This window comes from Zoogloea sp., assembly GCF_041904905.1.
Classification (GTDB): Bacteria; Pseudomonadota; Gammaproteobacteria; order Burkholderiales; family Rhodocyclaceae; genus Zoogloea.
In genome coordinates this window covers 44,757-70,028 of sequence record NZ_JAYRMI010000011.1, presented here as the reverse complement: position 1 = coordinate 70,028, position 25,272 = coordinate 44,757, and the positions used below count along the sequence as shown (strand labels likewise).

At 68.3% G+C, this 25,272-nt stretch carries 22 protein-coding genes and 2 pseudogenes; 16 read left to right on the top strand and 8 right to left on the bottom strand.

Annotated features, from left to right (window positions below; translation table 11 throughout):
* Nucleotides 1-60: 60 nt before the first annotated feature.
* The 4 genes from glnL to ACE3N6_RS05290 all read right to left on the bottom strand — a co-directional run bounded on the left by glnL (nt 61) and on the right by ACE3N6_RS05290 (nt 4,643).
* Nucleotides 61-1,134: a nitrogen regulation protein NR(II) gene (glnL, locus tag ACE3N6_RS05305; protein ID WP_374244141.1), complete on the bottom strand. Its 1,074-nt coding sequence runs from the start codon at nt 1,132-1,134 to the stop codon at nt 61-63.
* A 65-nt stretch (nt 1,135-1,199) separates the two neighbouring features.
* Nucleotides 1,200-1,697, bottom strand: coding sequence for a DUF4124 domain-containing protein (locus ACE3N6_RS05300; protein ID WP_374244140.1), 498 nt, complete (start codon nt 1,695-1,697; stop codon nt 1,200-1,202).
* 154 nt (nt 1,698-1,851) lie between these two features.
* Nucleotides 1,852-3,261 (bottom strand): type I glutamate--ammonia ligase, encoded by a 1,410-nt coding sequence (gene glnA, locus ACE3N6_RS05295; RefSeq protein ID WP_374244139.1) that lies wholly within the window; start codon nt 3,259-3,261, stop codon nt 1,852-1,854.
* Between the two features lie 200 nt (nt 3,262-3,461).
* Nucleotides 3,462-4,643 carry a cation diffusion facilitator family transporter gene (locus tag ACE3N6_RS05290; protein WP_374244138.1) on the bottom strand — a complete coding sequence of 394 codons (1,182 nt, stop codon included), beginning with the start codon at nt 4,641-4,643 and terminating at the stop codon, nt 3,462-3,464.
* Nucleotides 4,644-4,705: 62 nt separating this feature from the next.
* Here ACE3N6_RS05290 and ACE3N6_RS05285 point away from each other — a divergent pair, with 62 nt between their 5' ends.
* From ACE3N6_RS05285 to ACE3N6_RS05225, 13 genes are all read left to right on the top strand, one after another.
* Nucleotides 4,706-5,158 (top strand): rhodanese-like domain-containing protein, encoded by a 453-nt coding sequence (locus ACE3N6_RS05285; RefSeq protein WP_374244137.1) that lies wholly within the window; start codon nt 4,706-4,708, stop codon nt 5,156-5,158.
* 16 nt (nt 5,159-5,174) lie between these two features.
* Nucleotides 5,175-6,275: a quinolinate synthase NadA gene (nadA, locus tag ACE3N6_RS05280; RefSeq protein WP_374244136.1), complete on the top strand. Its 1,101-nt coding sequence runs from the start codon at nt 5,175-5,177 to the stop codon at nt 6,273-6,275.
* A gap of 113 nt (nt 6,276-6,388) precedes the next feature.
* The gene (locus ACE3N6_RS05275) at nt 6,389-7,138 is read left to right on the top strand and encodes an endonuclease/exonuclease/phosphatase family protein (RefSeq protein WP_374244135.1); all 750 of its coding nucleotides are present in this window, start codon (nt 6,389-6,391) and stop codon (nt 7,136-7,138) included.
* Nucleotides 7,135-8,301 (top strand): cardiolipin synthase ClsB, encoded by a 1,167-nt coding sequence (clsB, locus tag ACE3N6_RS05270; RefSeq protein WP_374244134.1) that lies wholly within the window; start codon nt 7,135-7,137, stop codon nt 8,299-8,301. Before ACE3N6_RS05275 ends, clsB begins: the two co-directional genes overlap by 4 nt.
* Before the next feature lie 69 nt (nt 8,302-8,370).
* The gene (rfaE2, locus tag ACE3N6_RS05265; protein WP_374244133.1) at nt 8,371-8,856 is read left to right on the top strand and encodes a D-glycero-beta-D-manno-heptose 1-phosphate adenylyltransferase; all 486 of its coding nucleotides are present in this window, start codon (nt 8,371-8,373) and stop codon (nt 8,854-8,856) included.
* Nucleotides 8,857-8,962: 106 nt separating this feature from the next.
* On the top strand, nt 8,963-9,895 hold the full coding sequence (cysK, locus tag ACE3N6_RS05260) for a cysteine synthase A (protein ID WP_374244132.1): 933 nt from the start codon (nt 8,963-8,965) through the stop codon (nt 9,893-9,895).
* 94 nt (nt 9,896-9,989) lie between these two features.
* Nucleotides 9,990-11,141 (top strand): MalY/PatB family protein, encoded by a 1,152-nt coding sequence (locus tag ACE3N6_RS05255; protein WP_374244131.1) that lies wholly within the window; start codon nt 9,990-9,992, stop codon nt 11,139-11,141.
* Between the two features lie 4 nt (nt 11,142-11,145).
* A complete protein-coding gene (locus ACE3N6_RS05250) occupies nt 11,146-12,366 on the top strand; it encodes an MFS transporter (protein WP_374244130.1) in 1,221 nt (406 codons plus the stop codon).
* Nucleotides 12,367-12,449: 83 nt separating this feature from the next.
* Nucleotides 12,450-14,261, top strand: coding sequence for an NAD(P)H-dependent oxidoreductase subunit E (locus tag ACE3N6_RS05245; RefSeq protein WP_374244129.1), 1,812 nt, complete (start codon nt 12,450-12,452; stop codon nt 14,259-14,261).
* Nucleotides 14,258-14,959 carry a 2Fe-2S iron-sulfur cluster-binding protein gene (locus ACE3N6_RS05240; RefSeq protein ID WP_374244128.1) on the top strand — a complete coding sequence of 234 codons (702 nt, stop codon included), beginning with the start codon at nt 14,258-14,260 and terminating at the stop codon, nt 14,957-14,959. The genes ACE3N6_RS05245 and ACE3N6_RS05240 overlap by 4 nt, the downstream gene beginning before the upstream one ends.
* On the top strand, nt 14,956-15,501 hold the full coding sequence (locus ACE3N6_RS05235) for an NADP oxidoreductase (protein WP_374244127.1): 546 nt from the start codon (nt 14,956-14,958) through the stop codon (nt 15,499-15,501). The genes ACE3N6_RS05240 and ACE3N6_RS05235 overlap by 4 nt, the downstream gene beginning before the upstream one ends.
* A gap of 139 nt (nt 15,502-15,640) precedes the next feature.
* Nucleotides 15,641-17,128 (top strand): Ni/Fe hydrogenase subunit alpha, encoded by a 1,488-nt coding sequence (locus tag ACE3N6_RS05230; RefSeq protein ID WP_374244126.1) that lies wholly within the window; start codon nt 15,641-15,643, stop codon nt 17,126-17,128.
* Nucleotides 17,116-17,601, top strand: coding sequence for a hydrogenase maturation protease (locus tag ACE3N6_RS05225; RefSeq protein WP_374244125.1), 486 nt, complete (start codon nt 17,116-17,118; stop codon nt 17,599-17,601). The genes ACE3N6_RS05230 and ACE3N6_RS05225 overlap by 13 nt, the downstream gene beginning before the upstream one ends.
* On the opposite strand, the gene ACE3N6_RS05220 is transcribed toward ACE3N6_RS05225, so the two are convergent.
* From ACE3N6_RS05220 to ACE3N6_RS05205, 4 genes are all read right to left on the bottom strand, one after another.
* Complete coding sequence (locus ACE3N6_RS05220) at nt 17,591-18,133, bottom strand: hypothetical protein (protein ID WP_374244124.1); 543 nt, start codon at nt 18,131-18,133, stop codon at nt 17,591-17,593. The genes ACE3N6_RS05225 and ACE3N6_RS05220 overlap by 11 nt on opposite strands.
* A 436-nt stretch (nt 18,134-18,569) precedes the next feature.
* Nucleotides 18,570-19,193: a response regulator gene (locus ACE3N6_RS05215; RefSeq protein WP_374244123.1), complete on the bottom strand. Its 624-nt coding sequence runs from the start codon at nt 19,191-19,193 to the stop codon at nt 18,570-18,572.
* Nucleotides 19,194-19,634: 441 nt separating this feature from the next.
* Complete coding sequence (gene ssb, locus ACE3N6_RS05210) at nt 19,635-20,183, bottom strand: single-stranded DNA-binding protein (protein WP_374244122.1); 549 nt, start codon at nt 20,181-20,183, stop codon at nt 19,635-19,637.
* Nucleotides 20,184-20,214: 31 nt separating this feature from the next.
* Nucleotides 20,215-21,387: an MFS transporter gene (locus tag ACE3N6_RS05205; protein WP_374244155.1), complete on the bottom strand. Its 1,173-nt coding sequence runs from the start codon at nt 21,385-21,387 to the stop codon at nt 20,215-20,217.
* 90 nt (nt 21,388-21,477) lie between these two features.
* On the opposite strand from ACE3N6_RS05205, the gene uvrA reads away from it, so the two are divergent.
* The 3 genes and pseudogenes from uvrA to ACE3N6_RS05190 all read left to right on the top strand — a co-directional run.
* The gene (gene uvrA, locus ACE3N6_RS05200; RefSeq protein ID WP_374244121.1) at nt 21,478-24,303 is read left to right on the top strand and encodes an excinuclease ABC subunit UvrA; all 2,826 of its coding nucleotides are present in this window, start codon (nt 21,478-21,480) and stop codon (nt 24,301-24,303) included.
* Between the two features lie 9 nt (nt 24,304-24,312).
* Nucleotides 24,313-25,059, top strand: a pseudogene (locus ACE3N6_RS05195) (DUF1186 domain-containing protein); the annotation flags it as partial.
* A gap of 57 nt (nt 25,060-25,116) precedes the next feature.
* A pseudogene (locus ACE3N6_RS05190) lies at nt 25,117-25,221 on the top strand (SEC-C metal-binding domain-containing protein); the annotation flags it as partial.
* Between the last annotated feature and the right edge of the window lie 51 nt (nt 25,222-25,272).

Genomic DNA, 25,272 nt, shown 5'->3' with positions numbered 1-25,272 from the left:
GGGCCAGGCCGGCACAGGCCGGGAGCGACGCACCAAGACGGTGCGCTGCACGATTTTGCATCAGCTGTCCCCTTCCCGGGCAATCGGCAGGTACACCGTGAAACAGGTTCGGCCCGGGCGCGAATCGACATCGATGGCGCCCTGGTGCTGTTCGATGAAGCTCTGGGCCAGCGACAGGCCGAGGCCGCTGCCGTTCTCGCGGCCGGAGACCAGCGGGTAGAAGATCTTGTCGCGGATCTTGTCGGGGATGCCGGGGCCGTTGTCGATGATCTGCAATTGCAGTGCCAGCTTGAACCGGCGCTTCGACAAGGTGATCTGCCGGGCGGCCCGGGTACGCAGCACGATCTCGCCAACGCCGCGCAGCGCCTGGGCCGCGTTGCGCACGATGTTGAGGATGGCCTGGATGAGCTGCTCCCGGTCGCCGGTGATGTAGGGCAGGCTGGTGTCGTAGTCGCGGCGCACCTCGATGGCCGGAAATTCGGCCAGGGTGAGGCGGCGCACCCGCTCCAGCACGTCGTGCAGGTTGAGCTGGGTGGGCTGCATCATCCGGTGGGAGGTGAGCAGGCGGTTCATCAGCTCCTGCAGGCGGTCCGCCTCGGCGATGATGACCTGGGTGTATTCGCGCAGCTGGGGGTCGTCAAGCTCGCGCTCGAGCAGCTGCGCCGAACCGCGGATCCCGCCCAGCGGGTTCTTGATCTCGTGGGCGAGGTTGCGGATCAGCTCCCGGTTGGCCTGCTGCTGGTGGGCCAGCTGCTCTTCCCGCGCCACCTTGAGGTGCGCGTCCATCGGGCGGAATTCGAGCAGCAGGCGGGCTTCCGCACATTCGACAGGCGTGACCGTGCAATCCAGGTGCAGCGGCTCCAGGCCAGGGCGGACGACGGTGAGGTTATGGCCGGTGTAGCTCCAGTTGTCCCGGAGCACGTTGTTGAGCGCACTGCCCAATCCGGCAGGGTCGCCAAGCAGACGGTGCAGGGCGTAACCGACGATCTTGCGGCTGCTCACCGCAAACAGGTTTTCCGCACCGGGGTTGAGGTATCGGACGACCAGCTGGTCGTCCACCAGCACGACTGCCGATGAGAGCAGTTCGAGGCCGGCGAAGGCGGAAATCGTGGATTCGGGCTGGTCGTTTTGCATAAGAACACCTATGCAAGAAGCAGACCACTTCAGGGACGGCAGCGGCGGACGCCCCCGAAACCCGGTCAACGCAAGTTGCTGATCTCGCGCCGGAGGGCTTCGATGTTGCGCTCGTGGAGCTGGACCTTGTCCTTGTAGGGCTGCACGCGGTCAAGAACCTTCTGGTAGTTACGCTCGTTGCCGTAGCGGACCGATTCCTGCTCTTCGAGTTCCTTGCGGGCAGCCTCAAGACTCTTCTGCTCGGTGCTGAGTTCTTCCTCGAGGATGCGCCGGCGGTCGGTGTCCCGCGCCTTCTGGGTGCCGGAGTCGACCCGCGGGAAACCCCCGCCGCCAGACGATGCACCACTCTGGGGCGCAGGCACGCCTGCGGGGCGCGCAACCGGTGCGCTGCCGGGCACCGACGAGACGGCCTGATCCCGCGACAGGGTGTTGCAGCCTTTGCCAGAGGGCTTGTTGTTGGTGTAAGTGACGTGACCGGCCTCATCGACGCACTTGTAGATGTCCGCCACAGCCAGCGGCGAGCACAGGAGAGAGGCCAGCAACAGGGAGATTCGTGGATTCATGGTGGTCGATCCGGACAGCGGGTCACGACAAGTGTAGTGGCGGGGCGGGAGAACTCAAAGGGCGTCCGCCACAAAGACAAAGGGACGGGCCAAAGCCCGTCCCCAGGTAACGCACGGCCGGCCAGCACGCTGACCGGCCTCCAACCCCGAAAGGTTAGATGGCGTAATACATCTCGAACTCGACCGGGTGCACTTCGACGCGCAGACGGTTCACTTCTTCTTGCTTGAGGGCGATGAAGGAGTCGATGAAGTCGTTGCTGAACACACCGCCACGGGTCAGGAACTCGCGGTCCTTGTCGAGGGCTTCCAGAGCCTGTTCGAGGCTGGAGCAGACGGTCGGGATGAGCGCGTCTTCTTCCGGCGGCAGGTCGTACAGGTTCTTGTCGGCGGGATCGCCCGGGTGGATCTTGTTCTGGATGCCGTCGAGGCCGGCCATCATCAGCGCGGCGAAGCACAGGTAGGGGTTCGCGCCCGGATCCGGGAAACGGGTCTCGATGCGGCGGGCCTTCTCGCTGTTGACGAACGGGATCCGGATGGAAGCGGAACGGTTCTTGGCGGAGTAGGCCAGCTTGACCGGAGCTTCGTAGTGCGGAACCAGACGCTTGTAGGAGTTGGTCAGCGGGTTGGTGATGGCGTTCAGGGCGCGGGCGTGCTTGATGATGCCGCCGATGTAGTACAGGGCGGTCTCGGACAGGCCGGCGTAGCCGTTGCCAGCGAACAGGTTCTTGCCGTCCTTCCAGATGGACTGGTGCACGTGCATGCCGGAACCGTTGTCGCCAACGATGGGCTTCGGCATGAAGGTCGCGGTCTTGCCGTACTGGTGGGCGACGTTCTGGACGATGTACTTGGTGATCTGGGTCTGGTCGGCACGACGCACCAGGGTGTCGAACTTGGTGCCGATTTCGTTCTGACCGGCAGTCGCCACTTCGTGGTGATGCACTTCAACCGGCACGCCGCAGGCTTCGAGGGCCAGACACATGGCGGCACGCATGTCGTTGAAGGAGTCGACCGGCGGGACGGGGAAGTAACCACCCTTCACGGCGGGACGGTAGCCGGTGTTGCCACCTTCGAACTTCTGGTCGGACGACCAGGCACCTTCTTCGGAGAAGATCTTGTGGTAGGCGCCGGACATGCCGACCTTCCACTCGACGGAGTCGAAGATGAAGAATTCGGGTTCCGGGCCAAAGTAGGCGGTGTCGCCGATGCCGGAGGACTTCAGGTAGGCCTCGGCGCGGTTGGCGATGGAGCGCGGATCGCGGTCGTAGCCCTTGCCGTCGGCCGGGTCGATCACGTCACAGCTCAGAACCAGGGTGGTTTCGTCGAAGAACGGGTCGATGTAGGCGGTCTTGGGGTCCGGCATCAGCAGCATGTCGGAGGCCTGGATACCCTTCCAGCCGGCAATCGAGGAACCGTCGAAGGCGTGGCCGCTTTCGAACTTGTCTTCGTCGAAGGCGCTGACCGGGACGCCAACGTGCTGTTCCTTACCCTTGGTGTCGGTAAAACGGAAGTCGACAAACTTGACTTCGTTTTCCTGGACGATCTTCATGACGTCTTGCGGGGTCATATAACTCACTCCTAACGGGTTGAAGCTGCTTCGCAGTGGAAAAAGGTTTTCAGTGAAACGACAATTCAGTCAGCGAACCCAGCAAGCAGAAAACATGCCAGCACGCAAACGAAAACAGTTCATTGTGCCACAAGGTTCTGCAGCGGCGGCTCGCAAAATGCATTGCACCAAAGCAGTGCCGCGCCTGTCGATACGCACCATCATGGTGCAAACCGCCCCAGCAGTTCGATGCACCGCCAGTGGGACGAGCCGGCCACCTGCTGCTCGACACGGTGCCGGAGCGCCTCCAGCCGCACCCGGTCGGCGCACCACTCGAAGGGCAGATACACCTCCGCCTCGACCCGGTTGCCAAGATAGTGCAGCACCGCCGGCGCCGCCTGGGGCACGTCGGCGCCCAGGATCCCGGCCAGCTCGGCCACCAGCGCGGCCCGGCCGGGCAGGCTGCGCCCTCCGGTGTCGACCAGATCCTCCTCGCTATCCACGTGCACCAGCACGTCGAGCACCTCGGGATGCCCGGCCCGCACCCGCGCCCGGGCGATCTCGGCAATGCGGTGGCCTTCGGAGACGCTGATCCGCGGGTCGACCCGCACGTGGGCATCGACCAGCACCCGGTGGGCCATGCGGCGGGTGCGCAGCTCGTGCACGTCCAGCACGCCGGCGGTGGCGCCCAGGGTGTCGCGGATCTTCGCCACGTCGGCGGGATCGACCCCGGTGTCGATGAGTTCGCGCAGCGCCTCGTAGGCCAGCATCGCGCCCATCCGCAGAATCATGAAACCCACCAGCGCCGCGGCCAGCGGCTCGAGGAAGCGATAGCCGGCCAGGCTGCCACCGATCCCCACCGCCACCACCAGCGACGAGGCCGCGTCGGCCCGGGCGTGCCAGGCGTTGGCCACCAGCAGCGGGGAGCGCAGGCGCTGGGCCACCGCCAGCATGTAGCGGAACAGGCCCTCCTTGCCGGCGAGGGTGACGAGCGCCATCCAGAGCGCCGCCGGGTGAAGTTCGGGCAGGGCGTCGAGATCCTGCAGCCGGGCCGCGGCCGTCAGCAGAAAGCCGGCGCCGACGCCGGCCAGCACCAGCCCGAGCACCATCGATGCGGCGGTTTCGTAGCGCCCGTGGCCGTAGGGGTGACGCTCGTCGGCGGGATTGGCGCCGTGGCGGCTGGCGTACATCACCATGAAATCGCCGAGCAGATCGGACAGGGTGTGCATGCCGTCGGCGACGAGACTCTGGGCGTGGGCGAACAGCCCCACGGCGATCTGGCAGACGGTGAGCACGACGTTGACCGCCACGCTCACCCAGGTGGCGCGCTGGGCCTCGCGGGAGCGGCCGGAGTCGTCGTGGGGGGCGCTGGCGCCACCGGCGGAAGGGGCTTGGTGAGACATGACTTGCAGGCCGGGGGGCCGGCGGTATACTCGCAGTCCGCCATTCTAGCCGGACAGCCGCCATGGGAAAATTAAGCGAAACCCTCGCCCTCGCTCAGGAACGCGCGCGGAGCCTGAATCTTGCCTACGCCGGCGCCCTCACCCCCCGGGAAGCCTGGGAGGTGCTGCAGCTCGCGCCCGGCGCCAAGCTGGTGGATGTGCGCACCCGCGCCGAATGGGACTGGGTGGGCCGCGTGCCGGGCGCGGTCGAGATCGAGTGGATGCGCTACCCGGGCAACGAACCCAACCCCCACTTTCTGGCGCAGCTCCGGCATCAGGTCGATCCCGAGGTGCTGGTGATGTTCCTGTGCCGCAGCGGCGCGCGCTCCCACAACGCCGCCACCCTGGCCACCGGCGAGGGCTACACCAACGCCTACAACATCCTCGAAGGTTTCGAGGGCGACAAGGACGCCAACGGACACCGCAACAAGGTCGGTGGCTGGCGCCATGCCAACCTGCCCTGGACCCAGGGCTGAACGACAGGATTTCCAGATGCAAGCCGTCCCCATCAGTTTCGACCGCTTCAACGCCCTGGCCGACGCCGACGCCCACGAACGCATCCGCGCCGCCCGCGCCCGCCTGGGCGACAAGGCCGTGCTGCTGTGCCACCACTACCAGCGCGCCGACGTGTACCAGTACGCCGACCTCACCGGCGACTCCCTCAAGCTGTCGCGCCTGGCCGCCGAGACCGACGCCGAGTTCATCGTGTTCTGCGGCGTGCACTTCATGGCCGAGGTGGCGGACATCATGTCCAAGCCCCACCAGCAGGCCATCCTGCCCGATCTGGCCGCCGGCTGCTCGATGGCCGACATGGCCAACCTGGCCAAGGTCGAGCGCTGCTGGCGCGAGCTGACCGAAGTGCTCGAGACCCCCGACGCGCAGATCACCCCGGTCACCTACATCAACTCCGCGGCCGACCTCAAAGCCTTCTGCGGCGAGCACGGCGGCATCGTGTGCACCTCCACCAACGCCCCGGTGATCCTCGACTGGGCCTTCAGGCAGCGCGAGAAGGTGCTGTTCTTCCCCGACCAGCACCTGGGCCGCTGGACAGGCTTCAACAAGGGTATCCCCCTCGACGAGATGGTGGTGTGGGATCCCGACCTGGAATACGGCGGCCTCACGCCCGAGCAGATCGGGAAGGCCAAGATCCTGCTGTGGAAGGGCCACTGCTCGGTGCACCAGATGTTCCAGCCGGCGCACATCCTCAAGTTCCGCAACCAGTACCCCGAGGGCAAGGTCATCTCCCACCCCGAGAGCGCGCTGGAGGTGTGCCGCCAGTCGGATTTCGTCGGCTCCACCGAGTACATCATCAAGGTCGTCAAGGAATCCGCCCCCGGCACCCGCTGGCTGGTGGGCACCGAACTCAACCTCGTCAACCGCCTCGCCGAAGAGGTGAAGCACGAGGGCAAGATCGTCCAGTTCATGGCGCCCACCGTGTGCATGTGCTCGACCATGCAGCGCATCGACCCGCAGCACCTGGCCTGGACCCTCGAGAACCTCGCCGACGGCAACGTGGTCAACCGGATCACCGTGCCCGAACACGAGGCCGCGCTGGCCAAGGTGGCCCTGGAGCGCATGCTCGCCGTCTCCTGACGCGTGCCCGGCCCCAGCCCTCAAGACGGCGCCTGCGGGCGCCGTTTTCACGGGTGCGCCGGGCGTGCCAAAGCCGCCCCGAACGCGCAGAATGAAGAAAAACGGGAGATTCGATGAGCACCCTGCGCATCTGCACCTACAACATCCACAAGGGTTTTTCCCAGTTCAACCGGCGCCTCGCCATCCACGACCTGCGGGATCGTCTGCGCCTGCTGGGGGCCGACGTCGTCTTCCTGCAGGAAGTCCAGGGCATGCACCTGCGCCACGCCCAGCGTCACCCCAACTGGCCCGGCCAGCCCCAGCACGAATTCCTCGCCCGCGACATGTGGCACCAAACAGCCTACGGCGGCAACGCCATCTATGACCACGGCCACCACGGCAACGCCATCCTGAGCCGCCACCCCATCCTCTCCCAGGCCAACCAGGACGTCTCCGACCACCGCTTCGAGAGCCGCGGCCTGCTCCACTGCGAGATCCAGGTCGATGGCGTGGTCAGCCCCGTGCACTGCGTGTGCGTGCATCTGGGCCTCACCGCCGGCAGCCGGCGGCGCCAGATGGCGGCGCTGGTCGAGCGCCTCGACGCCCTTGCCCCCGACGGCGCGCCGATCATCATCGCCGGCGACTTCAACGACTGGCGCAACCACGCCGACGACTGCCTCACCGACCAGCTCGGCGTCACCGAAGCCTTCGTGTCGATCCGCGGCCGGCCGGCGCGCAGCTTTCCCAGCACCCTGCCGGTGCTGCGCCTGGACCGCATCTACGTGCGCGGCTTTGCGGTGGATAAGGCCGAAGTCCACTACGGCCCGCCCTGGAGCCGCATCTCCGACCACGCGGCGCTGACCGCCCAGCTGCGGCCGCAATGAACGTCGACTGGCTGCCCGGCAACGCCCTCACGCTGCTGGAGAACGGGGCAGAGTTCTTCCCCGCCCTCGAAGCCGCCATCGACGGCGCCGGGCGCGAGGTCTTCCTCGAGACCTACATCTTCGCCGACGACGAGACCGGCCACCGCATCGCCGCCGCCCTGAGCCGGGCCGCCGCCCGCGGGGTGGCCGTGCGCCTGCTGGTGGATGGCTTCGGCGGGCGCGAGTTCGTCGCCGCGCTGATGGACGACCTGGTCGCCGCCGGCGTGAACGTGCTGATCTACCGCCGCGAGATGGCCGCCCTCTCGCTCCAGCGCCACCGCCTGCGTCGGCTGCACCGCAAGCTGGCGGTGATCGACGGCCACATCGCCTTCGTCGGCGGCATCAACATCATCAGCGACTACAACCACGACGACCCCGACCTCGCCACCCCGCGCCAGGATTTCTCGGTGCGCATCCAGGGCCCGCTGCTGGGGCCCATCCACCGCACCGTCGCCCATGTGTGGGAGCTGGTCGCCTGGGCCTCGTTCCGCCGCCGCCTACGCCTCACCGGCAGCCCGCCCGCCTGCCCGCTGCCCTGCGGCGACGTGGAAGCCGGCTTCCTGATCCGCGACAACATCCGCCACCGCCACGACATCGAGGACGCCTACCTGCTGGCGCTGGCCGCCGCGCGCCGCGACGTGGTCCTCGCCAACGCCTACTTCCTGCCCGGCCGCCGCTTCCGCCAGGCGCTGCTGGCCGCCGCCCGGCGCGGGGTGAGCGTCACCCTCATCACCCAGGGCTGGACCGACCACCCGCTCCAGCAACGCGCCACCCGGGCGATGTACGGGCAACTGCTGGCCGGCGGCGTGCGGATCTTCGAATACCACCGCAGCCACCTCCACGCCAAGGTGGCGGTGATGGATGGACGCTGGGCCACCGTCGGCTCGTCCAACATCGACCCCTTCAGCTTGCTGCTGGCCCGCGAAGCCAACGTGGTGGTGCGCGACAGCCGCTTCGCCGGCGATCTCCACCGCCGCCTCGAGCGGGTGATGCGGGACGGCAGCCACGAGATCTCCGCCGCCGACTGGCAACGCGGCCCGCGCCTGCAACGGCTGGTCAACTGGCTCGCCTATGGCCTGGTGCGGCTGATGATCGGCCTCGCTGGCTACGGCGGCCGGCACTGAGCTGCGGGAAACAGGAAATAGGGCGTGGGAAGTGGGAAAATCCCCCCACTCCACTCCTCACACCCCGTCATGTACCCCGCCCCCGACTTCGAATCCAAGCTCTGCCCGCCCGACCGGCTTGCCGCCCGGGTGGCCCGCCTGCCACGGCCGCTGGTGTTCACCAACGGCTGCTTCGACATCCTGCACCGGGGCCACGTCACCTATCTGGGGCAGGCCCGCGCCCTGGGCGCCGCGATGGTGGTCGCCCTCAACAGCGACGCCTCGGTGCGCCGCCAGGGCAAGGGCGACGACCGCCCGATCAACCCCCTCGAAGACCGCCTGGCGGTGATGGCGGCCCTCGGCTGCGTCGATCTGGTCACCTGGTTCGACGAGGACACCCCCATCGCCCGCATCCTCGACTGCCAGCCCGACGTGCTGGTCAAGGGCGGCGACTGGCCGGTGGAGCGCATCGTGGGCGCCCCCGAGACCCTCGCCCGGGGCGGCAGCGTGCACTCCATCCCCTTCGAGCATCAACGCTCCACCACGGCCCTGCTCGACAAGATCCGCCGGCTCTGATCGCGACAACCCGTGCTTTGCTTATTCCAATTTCAGCTATTGACCTAGATCAATTAGTTCTAGAATTAATTAGTGATTGAACGCCATTCCGGGAAGGAGAACCACCATGCGCATCGCCAACAACGTCGCCGAGCTGGTCGGCAAGACCCCGCTGGTCAAACTCAACCGTCTGGCCCCCGCCAGCGGCGCCACCGTCGCCCTCAAGCTGGAGTTCTTCAACCCGGCCCATAGCGTGAAGGACCGCATCGCCGTGGCCATGCTCGACGCCGCCGAAGCCGCCGGCCAGATCGGGCCGGACACGGTCATCCTCGAACCCACCTCCGGCAACACCGGGATCGGCCTCGCCATGGTGTGCGCCGCCCGCGGCTACAAGTGCGCCTTCGTGATGCCCGAAACCATGAGCCGCGAACGCAAGCTGCTGCTCAAGGCCTACGGCGCCGAGCTGATCCTCACCCCCGGCCCCGAAGGCATGCCCGGCGCGGTCAAGAAGGCCGAAGAACTCGCCGCCGCCGACAGCCGCTACCTCATCCCGCAGCAGTTCGAGAACCCCGCCAACCCGGCCATCCACCGGGCCACCACCGCCGAGGAGATCTGGGCCGACACCGACGGTCAGGTGGACATCTTCGTGGCCGGCGTGGGCACCGGCGGCACCGTCACCGGCGTGGGCGAGGCCCTCAAGGCGAAGAAGCCGGGCGTCAAGGTGGTGGCTGTCGAGCCCGCCGCCAGCCCGGTGCTGTCGGGTGGCGCGCGCGGCCCGCACCCGATCCAGGGCATCGGCGCCGGCTTCGTGCCGGGCATCCTCAACACCCAGGTGTACGACGAGATCGTGCAGGCGCCCAACGACGACGCCCTCGACACCGCCCGCCGCCTGGCGAAGGAAGAGGGCCTGCTGGTGGGCATCTCTTCCGGCGCCGCCGTGTGGGCCGCCCTGCAGGTAGCCGAGCGCCCCGAGAACGCCGGCAAGCTGATCGTGGTCATCATCCCGTCCTTCGGCGAGCGCTACCTCTCCACCGTGCTGTTCCAGCACCTGGAAGTCTGAGCGCGTCGCGCATCCACCCGCGGGGGCTGGCGTTCGCGTCCGCCCCCGCGGGCCGTTTACACTGGCCCCCTTTCGTCCTCCGGCAGAACCCCGCGTGAGCACCTTCGACTTCTCCTCCGGCCCCGACCGTGCCGGCTCCGACAGCATCAAGTGGCGCCGCTACGCCGGCCGGGACGTGATCCCCATGTGGGTCGCCGACATGGATTTCGCCGCCCCGCCCCCGGTGCTCGACGCCCTGCGCACCCGCCTCGACCACGGCGTGTTCGGCTACGCCGACCCGTGGCCCTCGGTGCTCGAGGCCGTCGTCGAAGGCATCGCCCGCGACCACGGCTGGCGCATCGAGCCCGACTGGCTGGTGTGGCTGCCGGGCGTCGTCACCGGCTTCAACGTCGCCGCCCGCGCGGTGGGCCAGCCCGGCGACGGCATCTTCACCGCCACGCCGGTGTACCCGCCCTTCCTCCACGCCCCGGCCCACTCGGATCGCCGCCTCGTCACCACCCCGCTGGTACAGCACGGCCGCCGCTGGGAGTGGGACTGGTCCCGCACCGAAGCGGCCGTGGCCGACGGCGTGCGCCTCTTCATGCTGTGCAACCCGCACAACCCGGTGGGCCGCGCGTTCAGCCGGGATGAGCTGACCCGCATCGCTCAGCTGGCCGAACGCCACGACCTCGTCGTCTGCTCCGACGAGATCCACTGCGGCCTGGTGCTCGACCCGGCCACGCCCCACCTCCCCATCGCCGCGCTGGACGAGGCCGTCGCCCGGCGCACCGTCACCCTGATGGCACCCTCCAAGACCTGGAACATCCCTGCCCTCTACTGCGCCTTCGCGATCATCCCCGACGCCGCGCTCCGCGCCCGCTACAAGCGCGCCATGGCCGGCATCGTGCCCCACGTGAACGTGCTCGGTCTCACCGCCACCGAGGCCGCCTACCGGCACGCCGGCCCCTGGCGCGAGGCCCTCATCGACACCCTGCGGGCCAACGCCGCGCGGGTGGTCGAAGCAATCAATGCCCTGCCGGGCCTTTCCACCACACCGGTCGAGGCCACCTACCTCGCCTGGATCGACTGCCGGGATTTCCTCCAGGCCCGCGGCATCCCCAACGCCGCGGCGCACTTCGAGGCCCACGGCGTCGGCCTCTCCGACGGCAAGGACTTCGGCCTGCCGGGCTTCGTGCGGCTCAACTTCGGCTGCCCGCCGAGTCGGCTGGAAGAAGGCCTCGCCCGCATCGCCCGCGCGGTGGCCTGACGCGGTGAGTCCCAATCCACGCCCGGGCCTGCCCCGTGATTTCAAGCTCTACCTGCTCATCAGCGTCATCGGCGCCGTCGTCCACTTCGGGCAGGGCGTGGCGGTGGGCTGGTCGGTGTATGAGCAGACCGGCTCGCCGATGGCCCTGGGCCTCGTCGGCGTCGCCCAGTTCCTGCCGATCCTGATCTTCTTCCTGCCCGCCGGGCATGTGGCCGACCGCTTCGAGCGGCGCCGGGTGATCGTCGCCAGCCTCGTCCTCACCGCCGGCGCCACCCTGCTGCTGGCGCTGGCCGCCGGGCTGCAGTTGGGCGTGGGCTGGACCTACGCCGCGCTCGTCGTCTCCGGCTGCGCCCAGATCCTCAACCGCCCCGCGCGGGACGCGCTGATGCCCGCGCTGGTCCCTCCGGGCCAGCTCGCGCCCGGCATCGCGCTGGCGTCGTCGCTGCACCAGGTCGCATCGATGGCCGCCCCGGCGGTGGCCGGCATGGTGCTCGCCGCCTTCCATTCGGCCCTGCCGATCCACGCCGCCAACTGCGCGCTCACCCTCGTCGCCCTCGCCGCCACGCTGGCGATCCGCCAGCGCTCCCGGGGCCAGCCCGCCACCGGCGGCGCCGGACGGCTGGCCGAAGTGCTGGCCGGCTTCACCCACGTCTGGCGCACCCGCCTGCTGCTGGCGGTGATGAGCGTCGACCTGGTGGCCGTGCTGTTTGGCGGCGCGGTAGCGCTGCTCCCGATCTACGCCAAGGACATCCTGCAGGTCGGCCCCGCCGGGCTGGGCATCCTCAGCACCGCGCCCGCCGTGGGCGCCGCCACCGCCGGGCTGCTGATCGCCCGCTTCGGGGTGGCGCTGGACGCCCGGCTGTTCCTCGGCGCAGTGGGCGGCTTCGGGCTGATGACCATCGTCTTCGGGCTGTCCACGTCCTTCCCCCTGTCACTGGCGGCGCTGGCGCTCCTGGGCGGGCTCGACAGCATCAGCGTGGTGATCCGCCAGACGGTGATCCAGCAGGCCACGCCGGACGCCCTGCGCGGCCGGGTGGGCGCCGTGAATCGGGTCTTCATCAGCTCGTCCAACGAGCTGGGCGCGCTGGAATCCGGCCTCCTCGCGGCGCTGGCCGGGCCGGTGGCTGCGGTGGTCGGCGGCGGCCTCGTCACCCTCCTGGTGGCCGCCGCAAGCCCTCGCGTCTTCCCCCAGCTCCGATTGCTGCGGCGCAGCGTAAACACCTGATCCTGCAGCAACTTCTGATCTGGCTCAAACACGCCGCTCGCCCCCGGCGCATACTCGTGACGTGACTCCCGCAGGAGACGTCCGTGCCCACCTCCCCCCTCGCCGCGCCGGTCGAGCTTGACGGCGTACTGCAGCGACACCAGCACAACCCCACCCGCCTGCTGCAGATCCTCATCGACGCCCAGGACATCGACGGCTGGCTGCCGGCCCCCACCCTCACCCACATCGCCGCCGCCCTCGGCATCCCCCGCGCCCGGGTCGAAGGCGTCGCCGGCTTCTACAGCTTCCTGTACACCCGGCCGGTGGGGCGCTACCGGGTGCTGTTCTCCGACAACATCACCGACCGCATGCTTGGCAACGACGGCCTGCTCGACGCCCTGTGCCGCAAGCTGTGGGTCGAGCCCGGCAAGCTGTCGGAAGACGGTCTGGTGAGCGTGGCCACCACCTCCTGCACCGGCCTGGGCGACCAGGGCCCGGCGATGCTGGTCAATGGGCTCGCCATCGGGCAACTGAGTCACCGGCGCATCAACGAGATCGCCGAACTGATCCGCCAGCAGCGCCCGCTCGATCTGTGGCCGGCCGAATACTTCCGGGTGGACGACAACATCCGCCGCAAGGACACCCTGCTGGGCCTGCCGATGCCGCCGGGCGACGCCCTGCGCGCCGCCATCGCCCGCGGCCGCGACGGCTGGCTTGACGAGATGCGCGCCTCGCGCCTGCGCGGACGGGGCGGCGCCGGGTTTGCGACCGCGGTGAAGTGGGAGAGCGCCCGCAACGCGCCGGGCGCCGACAAGGTCATCGTGTGCAACGCCGACGAAGGCGAGCCCGGCACCTTCAAGGATCGCGTGCTCCTCAACAGCTACGCCGATCTCGTCTTCGAGGGCATGAGCCTCGCTGCCTGGGCCATCGGCGCCCGCGAAGGCTTTCTGTACCTGCGCGGCGAGTACCGCTACCTGCGCCCGCAGCTCGAAGCCGTGCTCGCCCGCCGGCGCGAGGCCGGGCTGCTCGGCACCGCCATCCTCGGCACGCCGGGCTTCGACTTCGACATCCAGATCCACCTGGGCGCCGGCGCCTACGTGTGCGGCGAAGAATCCGCGCTCATCGAATCCCTCGAAGGCAAGCGCGGCACACCCCGCATCCGCCCGCCCTTCCCGGTCACCAGGGGCTACCTGGGCCGGCCGACGGCGGTGAACAACGTCGAGACCCACGCCAAGACCTGCCTCATCGCCCTCTACGGCGGCGAAGCCTTCGCCGACACCGGCACCGCCCAATCCACCGGCACCAAGCTGCTGTCCATCTCCGGCGACTGCGCCGCGCCCGGCATCTACGAATACCCCTTCGGCGTGCCCATCGCCCGCATCCTCGAAGACTGCGGTGCCAGCGACACCCAGGCCGTGCAGGTGGGCGGTGCGGCGGGCATCTGCCTCGCCAGCTACGAGTTCCACCGCCACATCGCCTACGAAGACGTACCCACCGCCGGCGCCTTCATGATCTTCGACGGCACCCGCGATCTCTTCGACGTGGCCCGCGCCTTCGTGCACTTCTTCGCCCACGAGAGCTGCGGCTTCTGCACCCCGTGCCGCGTGGGCACCTCGCTGCTCAAGGGCTTCATGGACAAGCTGGCCGATGGCCACGGCGCCCGGGCCGACCTCAACGACATCGAATGGCTGGACCGCCTGCTCAAGAACGCCAGCCACTGCGGCCTCGGCAGCGCGGCACCGAACCCGGTGATCGACACCCTGCAGAAGTTCCGCCCGGCCTACGAACGGCGGCTGGTGTCGCTGGATTTCGAGCCGGCCTTCGATCTCGACGCCGCGCTGGCCGAAGCCCGCCAGCTCACCGCCCGGGACGACCCCGGCGCCCACCTCAAAACCCATGAGGAGGATGCGCAATGAAACAGTTTCTCCTCGACGGCCAGCCCGTGCCGTTTGACGACGGCCAGACCATCCTCGAAGCCGCCCGCACCGCCGGCCACTACATCCCCAGCCTGTGCTGGCACAAGGATTTTCCGCCCCACGGCAGCTGCAAGCTGTGCGTGGTGAAGAGCGCCGGCCGGCACGTCTCCGCCTGCGCCACGCCCGCCAAGGATGGCGCCGAGGTGGAGAGCAACACCCCCGAGATGAACGGCGAGCGCCGCGGCATCCTGCAGATGCTGTTCGTCGAAGGCAACCACTTCTGCCCGTCCTGCGAGAAGAGCGGCAACTGCGAGCTGCAGGCCCTGGGCTACGAGTACGAGATGCTCACCCCGCGCTTCCGACACTTCTTCCCGGACCGCCCGGTGGACGCCTCGCACCCGGACGTGCTGCTGGATTTCAACCGCTGCATCTTCTGCGAGCTGTGCGTGCGCGCCAGCCGCGACATGGACGGCAAGTCGGTGTTCGCCCTCACCGGCCGCGGCATCGACAAGCACCTGGTGGTCAATGCCGAATCCGGCCGCCTGGCCGACACCGATTTCAGCAAGGACGACCGCGCCGCAAACATCTGCCCGGTAGGCGTGATCCTTCCCAAGCGCACCGGCTTTGCGGTCCCCATCGGCGAACGCCGCTTCGACGGCACGCAGATCAGCGCCGAGACGCTGAAGGAGGCGCCATGACCTCGCCCCGCAAGCTGCGCGTCGCCACCACCTCGCTCGCCGGCTGCTTCGGCTGTCACATGTCCTTCCTCGACATCGACGAGCACCTGTTCGAGCTGGTGGATCTCATCGAATTCGACCGCTCGCCCCTCACCGACATCAAGGACGTGGGCCCCTGCGACATCGGCCTGATCGAAGGCGGCGTGTGCAACGCCGAGAACGTGCACGTGCTGCGCGAGTTCCGCCGCAACTGCAAGACGCTGATCGCCCTGGGCGCCTGCGCCGTCACCGGCGGCCTGCCGGCCCAGCGCAACCACCTGTCGCTGTCCGAGTGCCTGCGCGAGGTCTATCAGTTCCGCCCCGGCGTCGAGAACGGCCAGATCCCCAACGACCCGGAGCTGCCGCTACCGCTGGACAAGGTGCGACCGATCCACGAGGTGGTGCGCATCGACTACTTCATCCCCGGCTGCCCGCCCTCGGGCCCGGCGATCTGGAAGTTTCTCACCGACCTGATCGCCGGCCGCACCCCGCGGCTGACGGGCGGGTTGCTGCATTACGACTGAGGGGCAGTGAGGAGACATGAGTAAGGAGTGAGGAGGCCGCGCCCGAGCGCTTTGCGCTGACGATCGCCAGCGCACCAGGCTCAAAGAAGGCCTCCTCACTCCTCACCCCTCACTCCTCACTGCTCCGAAGGAGCCCCCCATGAGCTTCGAACTGGAAACCGCCGCCAACCGCGAAAACCTCCGCCGGGTTGCCATCGATCCCGTGTCGCGCGTCGAGGGCCACGGCAAGGTCACCCTGCTGCTGGACGACGCCGGCCACGTGAAGGAAGCGCGGCTGCACATCGTGGAATTTCGCGGCTTCGAGAAATTCATCCAGGGCCGGCCGTACTGGGAAGTCCCGGTGATGGTCCAGCGCCTGTGCGGCATCTGCCCGGTGAGCCATCACCTGGCCGCCGCCAAGGCGCTCGACCCGGTGGTGGGCGCGGCGCGGGTCACCGCCAGCGCCGACAAGATCCGCCGCCTGATGCATTACGGCCAGATCCTGCAATCCCACGCCCTGCACTTCTTCCACCTGTCGTCGCCGGACCTGTTGTTCGGGTTTGAATCGCCGGTGCAGCAGCGCAACATCGTCGGCGTGGCGGCCGCGTATCCCGAGGTGGCGCGCCAGGGCGTGCTGCTGCGCAAGTTCGGCCAGGAGGTGATCCGCATCACCGCCGGCAAGCGGGTGCATGGCACCGGCGCGATCCCCGGCGGGGTGAACCGGCTGGTGAGCCGCGAAGACCGCGATCTGCTGCGCGCCGACGCCGACCAGATCATCGCCTGGAGCCGCGACGCGGTGCACCTTGCCCGCCGGCTCCACGAAACCAACGGCTCGCTCTACGACGAGTTCGGGCTGTTCCGCAGCCACCTGCTCAGTCTGGTGCGGGCCGACGGCGCCCTCGACCTCTACGACGGCGTGCTGCGCCTGCGCGACGCCCGCGGCCTCATCGTGAAGGACGGCGTGCCCTGCGCCGACTACGACGTGCATCTGCGCGAAGAGGTGAAGCCCTGGAGCTACATGAAGTTCCCCTACGTCGAGGCCCTCGGCCCCGCCAGGGGCTGGTACAAGGTCGGCCCGCTGGCCCGGGTGCAGAACTGCGACTTCATCCCCAGCCCGCTGGCCGAAGCCGAACGCCAGGCCTTCATCGACCACGGCGAGGGCGAACCCATCCACGCCCCTCTGGCCTACCACTGGGCGCGCATGATCGAGATGCTCCACGCCGCCGAAGTGATTCGCGATCTGCTCGACGACCCCGACATCCTCACCGGCGAACGCATGGCCGAAGGCCCCCGCGGCCGCGAAGGCGTCGGCATCATCGAGGCCCCTCGCGGCACGCTGATCCACCACTACCGGGTGGGCGACGACGATCTGGTGAGCTACTGCAACCTCATCGTCTCCACCACCCACAACAACCAGGCGATGAACGAAGCCGTGCGCCAGGTGGCCCGCCGTTATCTGGACGGCCGCCAGCTCACCGAAGGGCTGCTGAACCACATCGAGGTCGCCATCCGCGCCTTCGACCCCTGCCTGTCGTGCGCCACCCACGCCCTGGGCAAGATGCCGCTGACGGTCGAGCTGCTCGATACGGACGGCACACCGGTGGATCGCGCCTCCAGCCCCCCCTGGGGCCCGCCATGGACGTCGTGATCTTCTCGGTGGGCAACCCTTCGCGCGGCGACGATGCGATAGGCCCGCAGCTCATGGCCGAACTGGAACGCACCGCGCCGCCCGGCGTGCGGCTGGTGGACGATTTTCAGCTACAGATAGAGCACGCCCTCGACCTCGACAACGCCACGCTGGCGCTCTTCATCGATGCGGGCACCGGCACCCCGGCCCCCTTCAGCTTCTCGGAGATCCAGCCCCGCGCCGGGCGCGCGGTGAGCAGCCACGCCCTCGACCCGCAGGCCGTGCTCCAGGTCTTCCAGGACATCCGGCGGACACCCCCGCCGCCGGCCTTCGTGCTGTGCGTGCGGGGCGAATCCTTCGAACTGGGCGCCCCCTTGAGCGCCCGGGCAGGCCAGCATCTGGCCGCGGCCCGACAACACCTCGCCGACTGCCTCGCCCGACCCGAACCCGACCACTGGCGCCGGCTGGCCGACGCCCCCGCGCCTACGCCCTGACCGACTGACGGCGGCAGGCGTACTCGTCCAGCAACATCGCCAGGGCGTGGTCGGCGCCCCCCGCAAGCGGCGCCGGCGCACGTAACTGTGCCAGCAACACCGCCTGCCCAAGGCCCTTGACGAAGCGCTCCCCGCGCACCAGCAGCAGGCGGTCGCAGCCCAACTCGTGCCACGCCGGGTCAAAACCGTCGATCTCCACCTCCAGCGCACCGCTGCGCGACGCCATCCAAGCGCCCATCTTGGCCGCAAAGGCCTCGCACGACACCACCCGCTCCGAATCGCCGCACCGCCCGAAGCCGCCAGACCAGGCCAGCGCCTCGCGGACGCTCATGCCCTCCGCGTCGATGAAGCCGATGGCGACCCGCTCCGCCCCCAGCGCCCGATGGATCTGACGCAAGGCCCGCAGGCTGGCGAAACGGAAATCGTCCAGGTGCCGAACCAGCGCCGCGCCGGTGATGGCTGCCTCGGTGACCGGATCGCTCGCCGCCCATCTTTCATCCCCCGCAGGAACGGGGCGCAGGCTGTCTGGCATGGACCATTGCATCTGTGCTGTGCTCAACATGTATCACCTGCCTGAAAGGGGGTCGGCCAACTGGAACATCGATCCGGACAGCGGTTCGCTACCGCGCACGAAATTTCATATTTACAAAAAACAACAATGCCTCTGCAAATTTACGCAATATCGCAAAGCGTCGACAAATTTCACATTCACCTCGATATGCGTAGAGAGAATTTATCCACGGTGACTTACGATTTAACGAAATTTTATGAAAAAGACGAATATCTACCCGTGCGTTATTGCTCGCCGCAGGCAGGCGAATCGGAAAAATGTCACATAGTGTGTCGAGATTATTCGGCGCCATGACCGCCGAGCCGACGAAACAGGCACCCTGGGCGGCAGTCTCCGCATGACGGGCGCCCAAAGAAAAAGGCCGGCATGAGCCGGCCTTTCGTTGATGCGGAACCGCTCAGGCCGCTCGACCGCGACGCTGCATCGCCATGATCTTGGCCTGGACATAGCCCTTCAGCTCACGAAAGGGCACCGGCTTGCAATAGAAGATGACATCCGGAGGCAAGCCGCCGTTCTCGAGGATCTCGTCTTCGGTGAGGCCGCTGACCACCACGATGTCGAGTTCCTGGAGTTGCGGATCGGCGCGCAGGCGACGGATCATCTCGAACCCGTCGATACCGGGCATGCGCAGGTCGGTGATGAGCAGATCGGGCGGCACCCGGCCGATCTCCAGCAGACCGTCGATCCCGCTGGATACAAGGCGGATCTGCAGCGGCAGCCCCCATGACGACAAGGTGTGCTCGTAGAGCTTCTGGAGGATGCGGTCGTCCTCGGCCACCAGCACCTGCAGGCTGTTTGCTGCGGGGCGAGGCTGATTGACGGAGTTGCCGGCCATCGAGCGGGCACGGAACTCCTCGATCGAGCTGACGCGGATTCGCCGGTGCCCGCCGGCGGTCTTCCAGCCCTCCAGCTGGCCGTTCTCGACCATCTGCTGGACGGTGCCCAAAGACAACCCCAGACGCTGGGCGGCCTCGGAAGTGCTGCAGTATTCCTTTTCAGGCGTTTCGGGTGTGACGGCCATGGGTCAGTCGAAAAAAAAGAACAAACGATTCAAGGGATGGTGATGGTTCTGTCATTCCGGATGCCTGACAAGGCCAGGCCCGGGGCCCGGATTCTGGCAGACATCCGCTTCGACCCGAAGAGTGTAAACAAACACGCGTCTTCATCAAAATCGGCAATAACACCAAACAACCAACCCGCATTAGACAAGGCTAGCAAACAAAACCGTATTTTCAACCACAACTGTTCGCTAGAAAAAACAATAAAACCTATTGCCCCCCGCGCGCGACACCGGTGAGCGGCAACGGTTCATCTATAACTAAAGTGTAGCAGCTTGGCCGGGGAGGTCGGCAAGAACCGCATGATCGCTGGCCGCGGCAAGACGGGCCGGAATGTGACAAAGTAAAACAGCGTGGCAGATCATGCCACGCTGTTTAAGAAAAGCCGGGGGCCGGATGTTCGTTCAGAACGGGATATCGTCGTCGAAATCGCCGAATCCGCCACCGCCGGCCGGCTTCTTCGGTGCCGGCGGCGCACTCGGCGCAGGTGCCCCGCCACCATAACCGCCACCGCCACCGCCACCGCCACTGCTGCCACCGTAGCCGCCGGCATCACGGTTGCTGCCACCGCCATAGTTCCCCTCGCTGCGCGACGGCGCGTCGCCGCCGCCCATGCCCTGACGGCTACCGAGCATCTTCATCTCGTCGGCGCGGATCTCGGTGGTGTAGCGATCCTGGCCGTCCTTGTCCTGCCACTTGCGGGTGCGCAGCGAGCCTTCCACATACACCTGGCTGCCCTTGCGCAGGTACTGGCCGGCGATCTCGGCGAGCTTGCCGAAGAACACCACGCGGTGCCATTCGGTGGCCTCGCGCTTCTCGCCGGTGGCCTTGTCACGCCAGTTGTCGGTGGTAGCCAGCGTGATGTTGCAGATCGCGTCGCCGCTCGGGGCGTAGCGGGTTTCGGGATCCTTGCCCAGGTTGCCGATAAGAATCACCTTGTTGACCGAAGCCATATGTCTCTCCTGAAAAATTCGGTTGGGGCGGTCAGGCCGCGGCGGCGCGCCGGGCCGGCGGCGGGGCCATGCCGCTGGCGAGGATCAGCCACGCCACGGCCAGCCCGCAGCCCAGCAGCGACACCGCGCCGGGGCCCACATGCTGGGCCAGCCAGCCGCCCAGGGCGCCGCCCAGGAACAGCCCGGCCGACTGCAGCGTGTTGTACACCCCCAGCGCCGTGCCCTTGGCGTGGGCCGGGGCGATCTTGGAAATCCACGACGGCTGGGTGGCCTCCAGCACGTTGAACGCCACGAAGAACAGCGTGAGCAGGATCGCCAGCGGCCACAGCCCGGCGCTGCCTTCCACGTACAGCCCGATCTGGACCAGCAGCAGCAGGCCGATCGCAGCGTTGAAGACCTGTTTCATCTTGCCGCGCTTCTCGGCCACGATGATCGCCGGCACCATCACCACGAAGGACAGCAGCACGGCGGGCAGATAGACCTTCCAGTGCTCGGCGATGGGCAGCCCGGCGGCCACCAGCCCGGCCGGCACCAGCACCCACATGGCGGTCTGCATCAGGTGCAGGGCGAACACGCCGAAGTTGAGGCGCATCAGCTGGCCGTTGGCGAGCACCTCGCCGAAGCGCCCCACGGCCCGCGGCACTGGCGGCGCGGCGGGCACGATGAAGAGGATGGTGAAGATTGCCGCCACGGCCAGCGCGGCGGTGAGCCAGAACAGCCCGCTCATGCCGATCAGCGCGTAGAGCAGCGGCGCGGCCACCATCGACACCGCAAACACCAGCCCGATCGACGAGCCGATCATCGCCATCACCTTGGTGCGGTGCTGGTCGCGGGTGAGGTCGGCCGCCAGCGCGGTGACGGCGGCGGAGATGGCGCCGGCGCCCTGCAGCACGCGGCCCACGACCACCGTCTGGACGTCCTGGGCCATGGCGGCCACGACGCTGCCGATCACGAACAGCAGCAGGCCGACGACGATCACCGGCTTGCGGCCGAAGCGGTCGGAGGCGGCGCCGAAGGGAATCTGCAGGAAGGCCTGGGTGAGGCCGTAGGCCCCGATGGCCATGCCGACCAGCGCGGTGTTGTCGCCGCCGGGCATGCCGTGGGCGTGGACCGCGAACACCGGCAGGATCAGGAACAGCCCGAGCATGCGTAGCGCGAAGATCGCGGCCAGCGAAAGGCCGGCGCGGCGTTCGGCCGGGCTCATCTTGTCGTTGTCGGAGGAAGCCATGAAACGTGCTGCGTGGGGAGGGGCAAGAGGCGTATATTAACAGGTTGCCCAAACCCCGAACGCTCCATGGACGCCATCCGAATCCGCGGTGCCCGCACCCACAACCTCAAGAACATCGCCCTCGACATTCCGCGCAACCGGCTCACGGTGATCACCGGCCTGTCCGGGTCGGGCAAGAGTTCGCTGGCCTTCGACACCCTCTACGCCGAGGGTCAGCGGCGTTATGTGGAATCCCTGTCGGCCTACGCCCGGCAGTTCCTCCAGCTGATGGAAAAGCCCGATGTCGATCTGATCGAGGGCCTGTCGCCGGCGATCTCCATCGAGCAGAAAGCCACCAGCCACAACCCGCGCTCCACGGTGGGCACCGTCACCGAGATCCACGACTACCTGCGCCTGCTCTACGCCCGCGCCGGCACGCCCCACTGCCCGGACCACCCCGAGCACGCACTGGAGGCCCAGAGCGTCTCCCAGATGGTCGACGCGGTGCTGGCCCTGCCGGAGGAGACCAAGCTGATGATCGTCGCGCCGGTGATCTCCGGCCGCAAGGGCGAGCAGGCCGACCTGTTCTCCGAGCTGCGCGCCCAGGGCTTCGTGCGGGTGCGCGTGGACGGCGTGGTGCACGAGATCGACGCCATGCCGGCCCTCGACAAGAACCGCCGCCACAACGTGGAGGTGGTGGTGGACCGCCTCAAGGTGCGCCAGGACCAGCGCGGGCGCATCGCCGAATCCTTCGAGACCGCCCTCACCCACGCCGAAGGCCGCGCCATCGCCGTGGAGATGGACAGCGGCAAGGAGCACCTTTTCTCCGCCAAGTTCGCCTGCCCGGTGTGCAGCTTCGCGCTGGCCGAACTCGAACCGCGGCTGTTCTCCTTCAACAACCCGATGGGCGCCTGCCCCAAGTGCGACGGCCTCGGGCAGGTGGAGTTCTTCGACCCGGACCGGGTGGTGATCCACCCGGATCTATCGCTCGCCTCCGGCGCCATCCGCGGCTGGGACCGCCGCAACCAGTTCTACTTCCAGCTCCTCGCCAGCCTCGCCGACCACTACAGCTTCGACATCGACACGCCCTTCGAGGCCCTGCCGGCGCAGATCCGCCACGTGGTGCTGCACGGCTCCGGGCGCGACAAGATCGCCTTCCGCTATCTCGCCGACGGCGGCAAGGCGGTGCTCAAGGAACACCCCTTCGAAGGCATCATCCCCAACCTCGAACGCCGCTACCGGGAAACCGATTCAATCGCCGTGCGCGAGGAACTCGCCAAGTATCGCGCCAACTGCCCCTGCCCCAGCTGCCACGGCACCCGCCTGCGCACCGAGGCGCGCTTCGTGCTGATCGGCGAGCGCAACCTCGCCGAAGTCAGCCGCCTGCCGCTGGCCCAGTGCAAGGCCTTCTTCGACGGGCTCGCCATGACCGGCCAGCGCGCCCAGGTGGCCGACAAGATCGTCAGCGAGATCTCCAGCCGGCTGCAGTTTCTCATCAACGTGGGGCTCGATTACCTCTCGCTGGACCGCTCCGCCGACACCCTCTCCGGCGGCGAAGCCCAGCGCATCCGCCTCGCCAGCCAGATCGGCTCCGGCCTCACCGGCGTGATGTACGTGCTCGACGAGCCCTCCATCGGCCTGCACCAGCGCGACAACGACCGCCTCCTCGAAACCCTGCGCCGCCTGCGCGACATGGGCAACACCGTGATCGTCGTCGAGCACGACGAGGACGCCATCCGGATGGCCGACTACGTGGTGGACATGGGCCCCGGCGCCGGCGAGCACGGCGGCCAGGTGATCGCCGAGGGCAAGCCCGAAGACGTGGCCGCCCACCCGGATTCCCTCACCGGCGCCTATCTTTCCGGCACCCGCGCCATCGCCGTGCCGGCCAGCCGCCACCCGGCCGACCCCGAGCGCGTGCTGCGCATCGAAGGCGCCACCGGCAACAACCTCAAGTCGGTCGCCGTCGACATCCCGGTGGGGCTATTCACCTGCGTCACCGGCGTCTCCGGCTCGGGCAAGAGCACCCTCATCAACGACACCCTCTACGCCCACGTGGCCCGCCACCTCAACGGCAGCAACATCGAAGCCGCGCCCTGCGCGGGCATCGAGGGGCTCGACCACTTCGACAAGATCATCAACGTCGACCAGAGCCCCATCGGCCGCACGCCCCGCTCCAACCCGGCCACCTACACCGGCCTGCTCACCCCGATCCGCGACCTGTTCTCCGGCGTGCCCGAAGCCAAGGCCCGCGGCTACGGCCCGGGGCGCTTCAGCTTCAACGTCAAGGGCGGCCGCTGCGAAGCCTGCCAGGGCGACGGCCTCATCAAGGTCGAGATGCACTTCCTGCCCGACATCTACGTGCCCTGCGACGTCTGCCACGGCAAGCGCTACAACCGCGAAACGCTCGAGATCCGCTACAAGGGCAAGACCATCTACGAGGTGCTCGAGATGACCGTCGAGCAGGCGCTGGCGTTCTTCAGCGCCGTACCGGTGGTTGCCCGCAAGCTCGACACCCTGATGCAGGTCGGGCTCGGCTACATCCGCCTCGGCCAGAGCGCCACCACCCTCTCCGGCGGCGAGGCCCAGCGGGTCAAGCTGGCGCTGGAACTCTCCAAACGCGACACCGGCCGTACCCTCTACATCCTCGACGAGCCCACCACCGGCCTGCACTTCGCCGACATCGAGATGCTCCTCACCGTCCTCCACCGCCTGCGCGACCACGGCAACACCGTGGTGGTCATCGAGCACAACCTCGACGTCATCAAGACCGCCGACTGGCTCATCGACATGGGCCCCGAAGGCGGCAACGGCGGCGGCACGGTAGTCGGCACCGGCACGCCCGAAGCCCTCGCCGCCAACCCCGCCAGCCACACCGGCCGCTACCTCGCCAAGCTCCTGGCCAAGCCCTGAAAGCCCGCCATGTCCGACATCTGGTCCGCCCTCCGCCCGCAGCTCGAAACCTTCGCCGGCAGCCTGCCGCTGGCCGCCCTCGCCGAAGCCGACGCCCACCGGGACGAACTCGCCCCGCAGCTGGTGGCCGAACTCCAGCGCATCGCCGCCGATCCCGCCGCCGCCCAGGCCGACGGCTACGTGCTGCATCTTTACGCGATGCTGCTCCTCGCCCGCTGGCGCGACAGCCGCGCCTACGCCCCACTGGCCGAACTCGGCCACCTGGACGAAGCCGCCATCGACGCCGTGTTCGGCCAGCTCGGCCACGCCAGCTACGGCCGCGCGCTGGCCTCCACCTGCGACGGCGAGATCGCCCCGCTCACCGCGCTGGCCGACGACGCCGACGCCAGCGCCTGGGCCCGCGCCGCCGCCCTCGAAGCGCTCACCCTCGCCGCCGTCGAGCACCGCGCGCCGGCCGTGCCGGTGGCCGATTTCCTCGCCGATTTCGGCGCCCGCCAGGCCGAAGCCCTGCGCGGCAACCAGGATGCCGGCGCCGACATCCAGCTCCTCGACCTGGTCGTCACCCACCTGGCCGACCTGGGCGCCACCGACTACCTGCCGGCCATTCACGAATGGTTCGCCGCCGGGCTGGTGGACGAGACCTTCGCCGACCCGGCCGACATCGAGGCCGACATCCACCGCCCCGCCGCCGAGCGCATCGCCGCCCTGCGCCGCGTGGGCCACGGGCTGATCGACGACGTGGCCGCCGAGATCGCCGACTGGCCGGACCTCTTCCACCTCCCGCCGGTGGCCCTGCGCCCGATTCCCCTGGGCGCCATCCGCGAACCGGTACGCCGCGAGGAAGCCAAGGTCGGCCGCAACGACCCCTGCCCCTGCGGCAGCGGCCGCAAGTACAAGAAGTGCCACGGCGCCACCTGACCTCCCCACCGGTGCCGTCATCGGGCCGACCCGACAGGTCGGCTATGATGG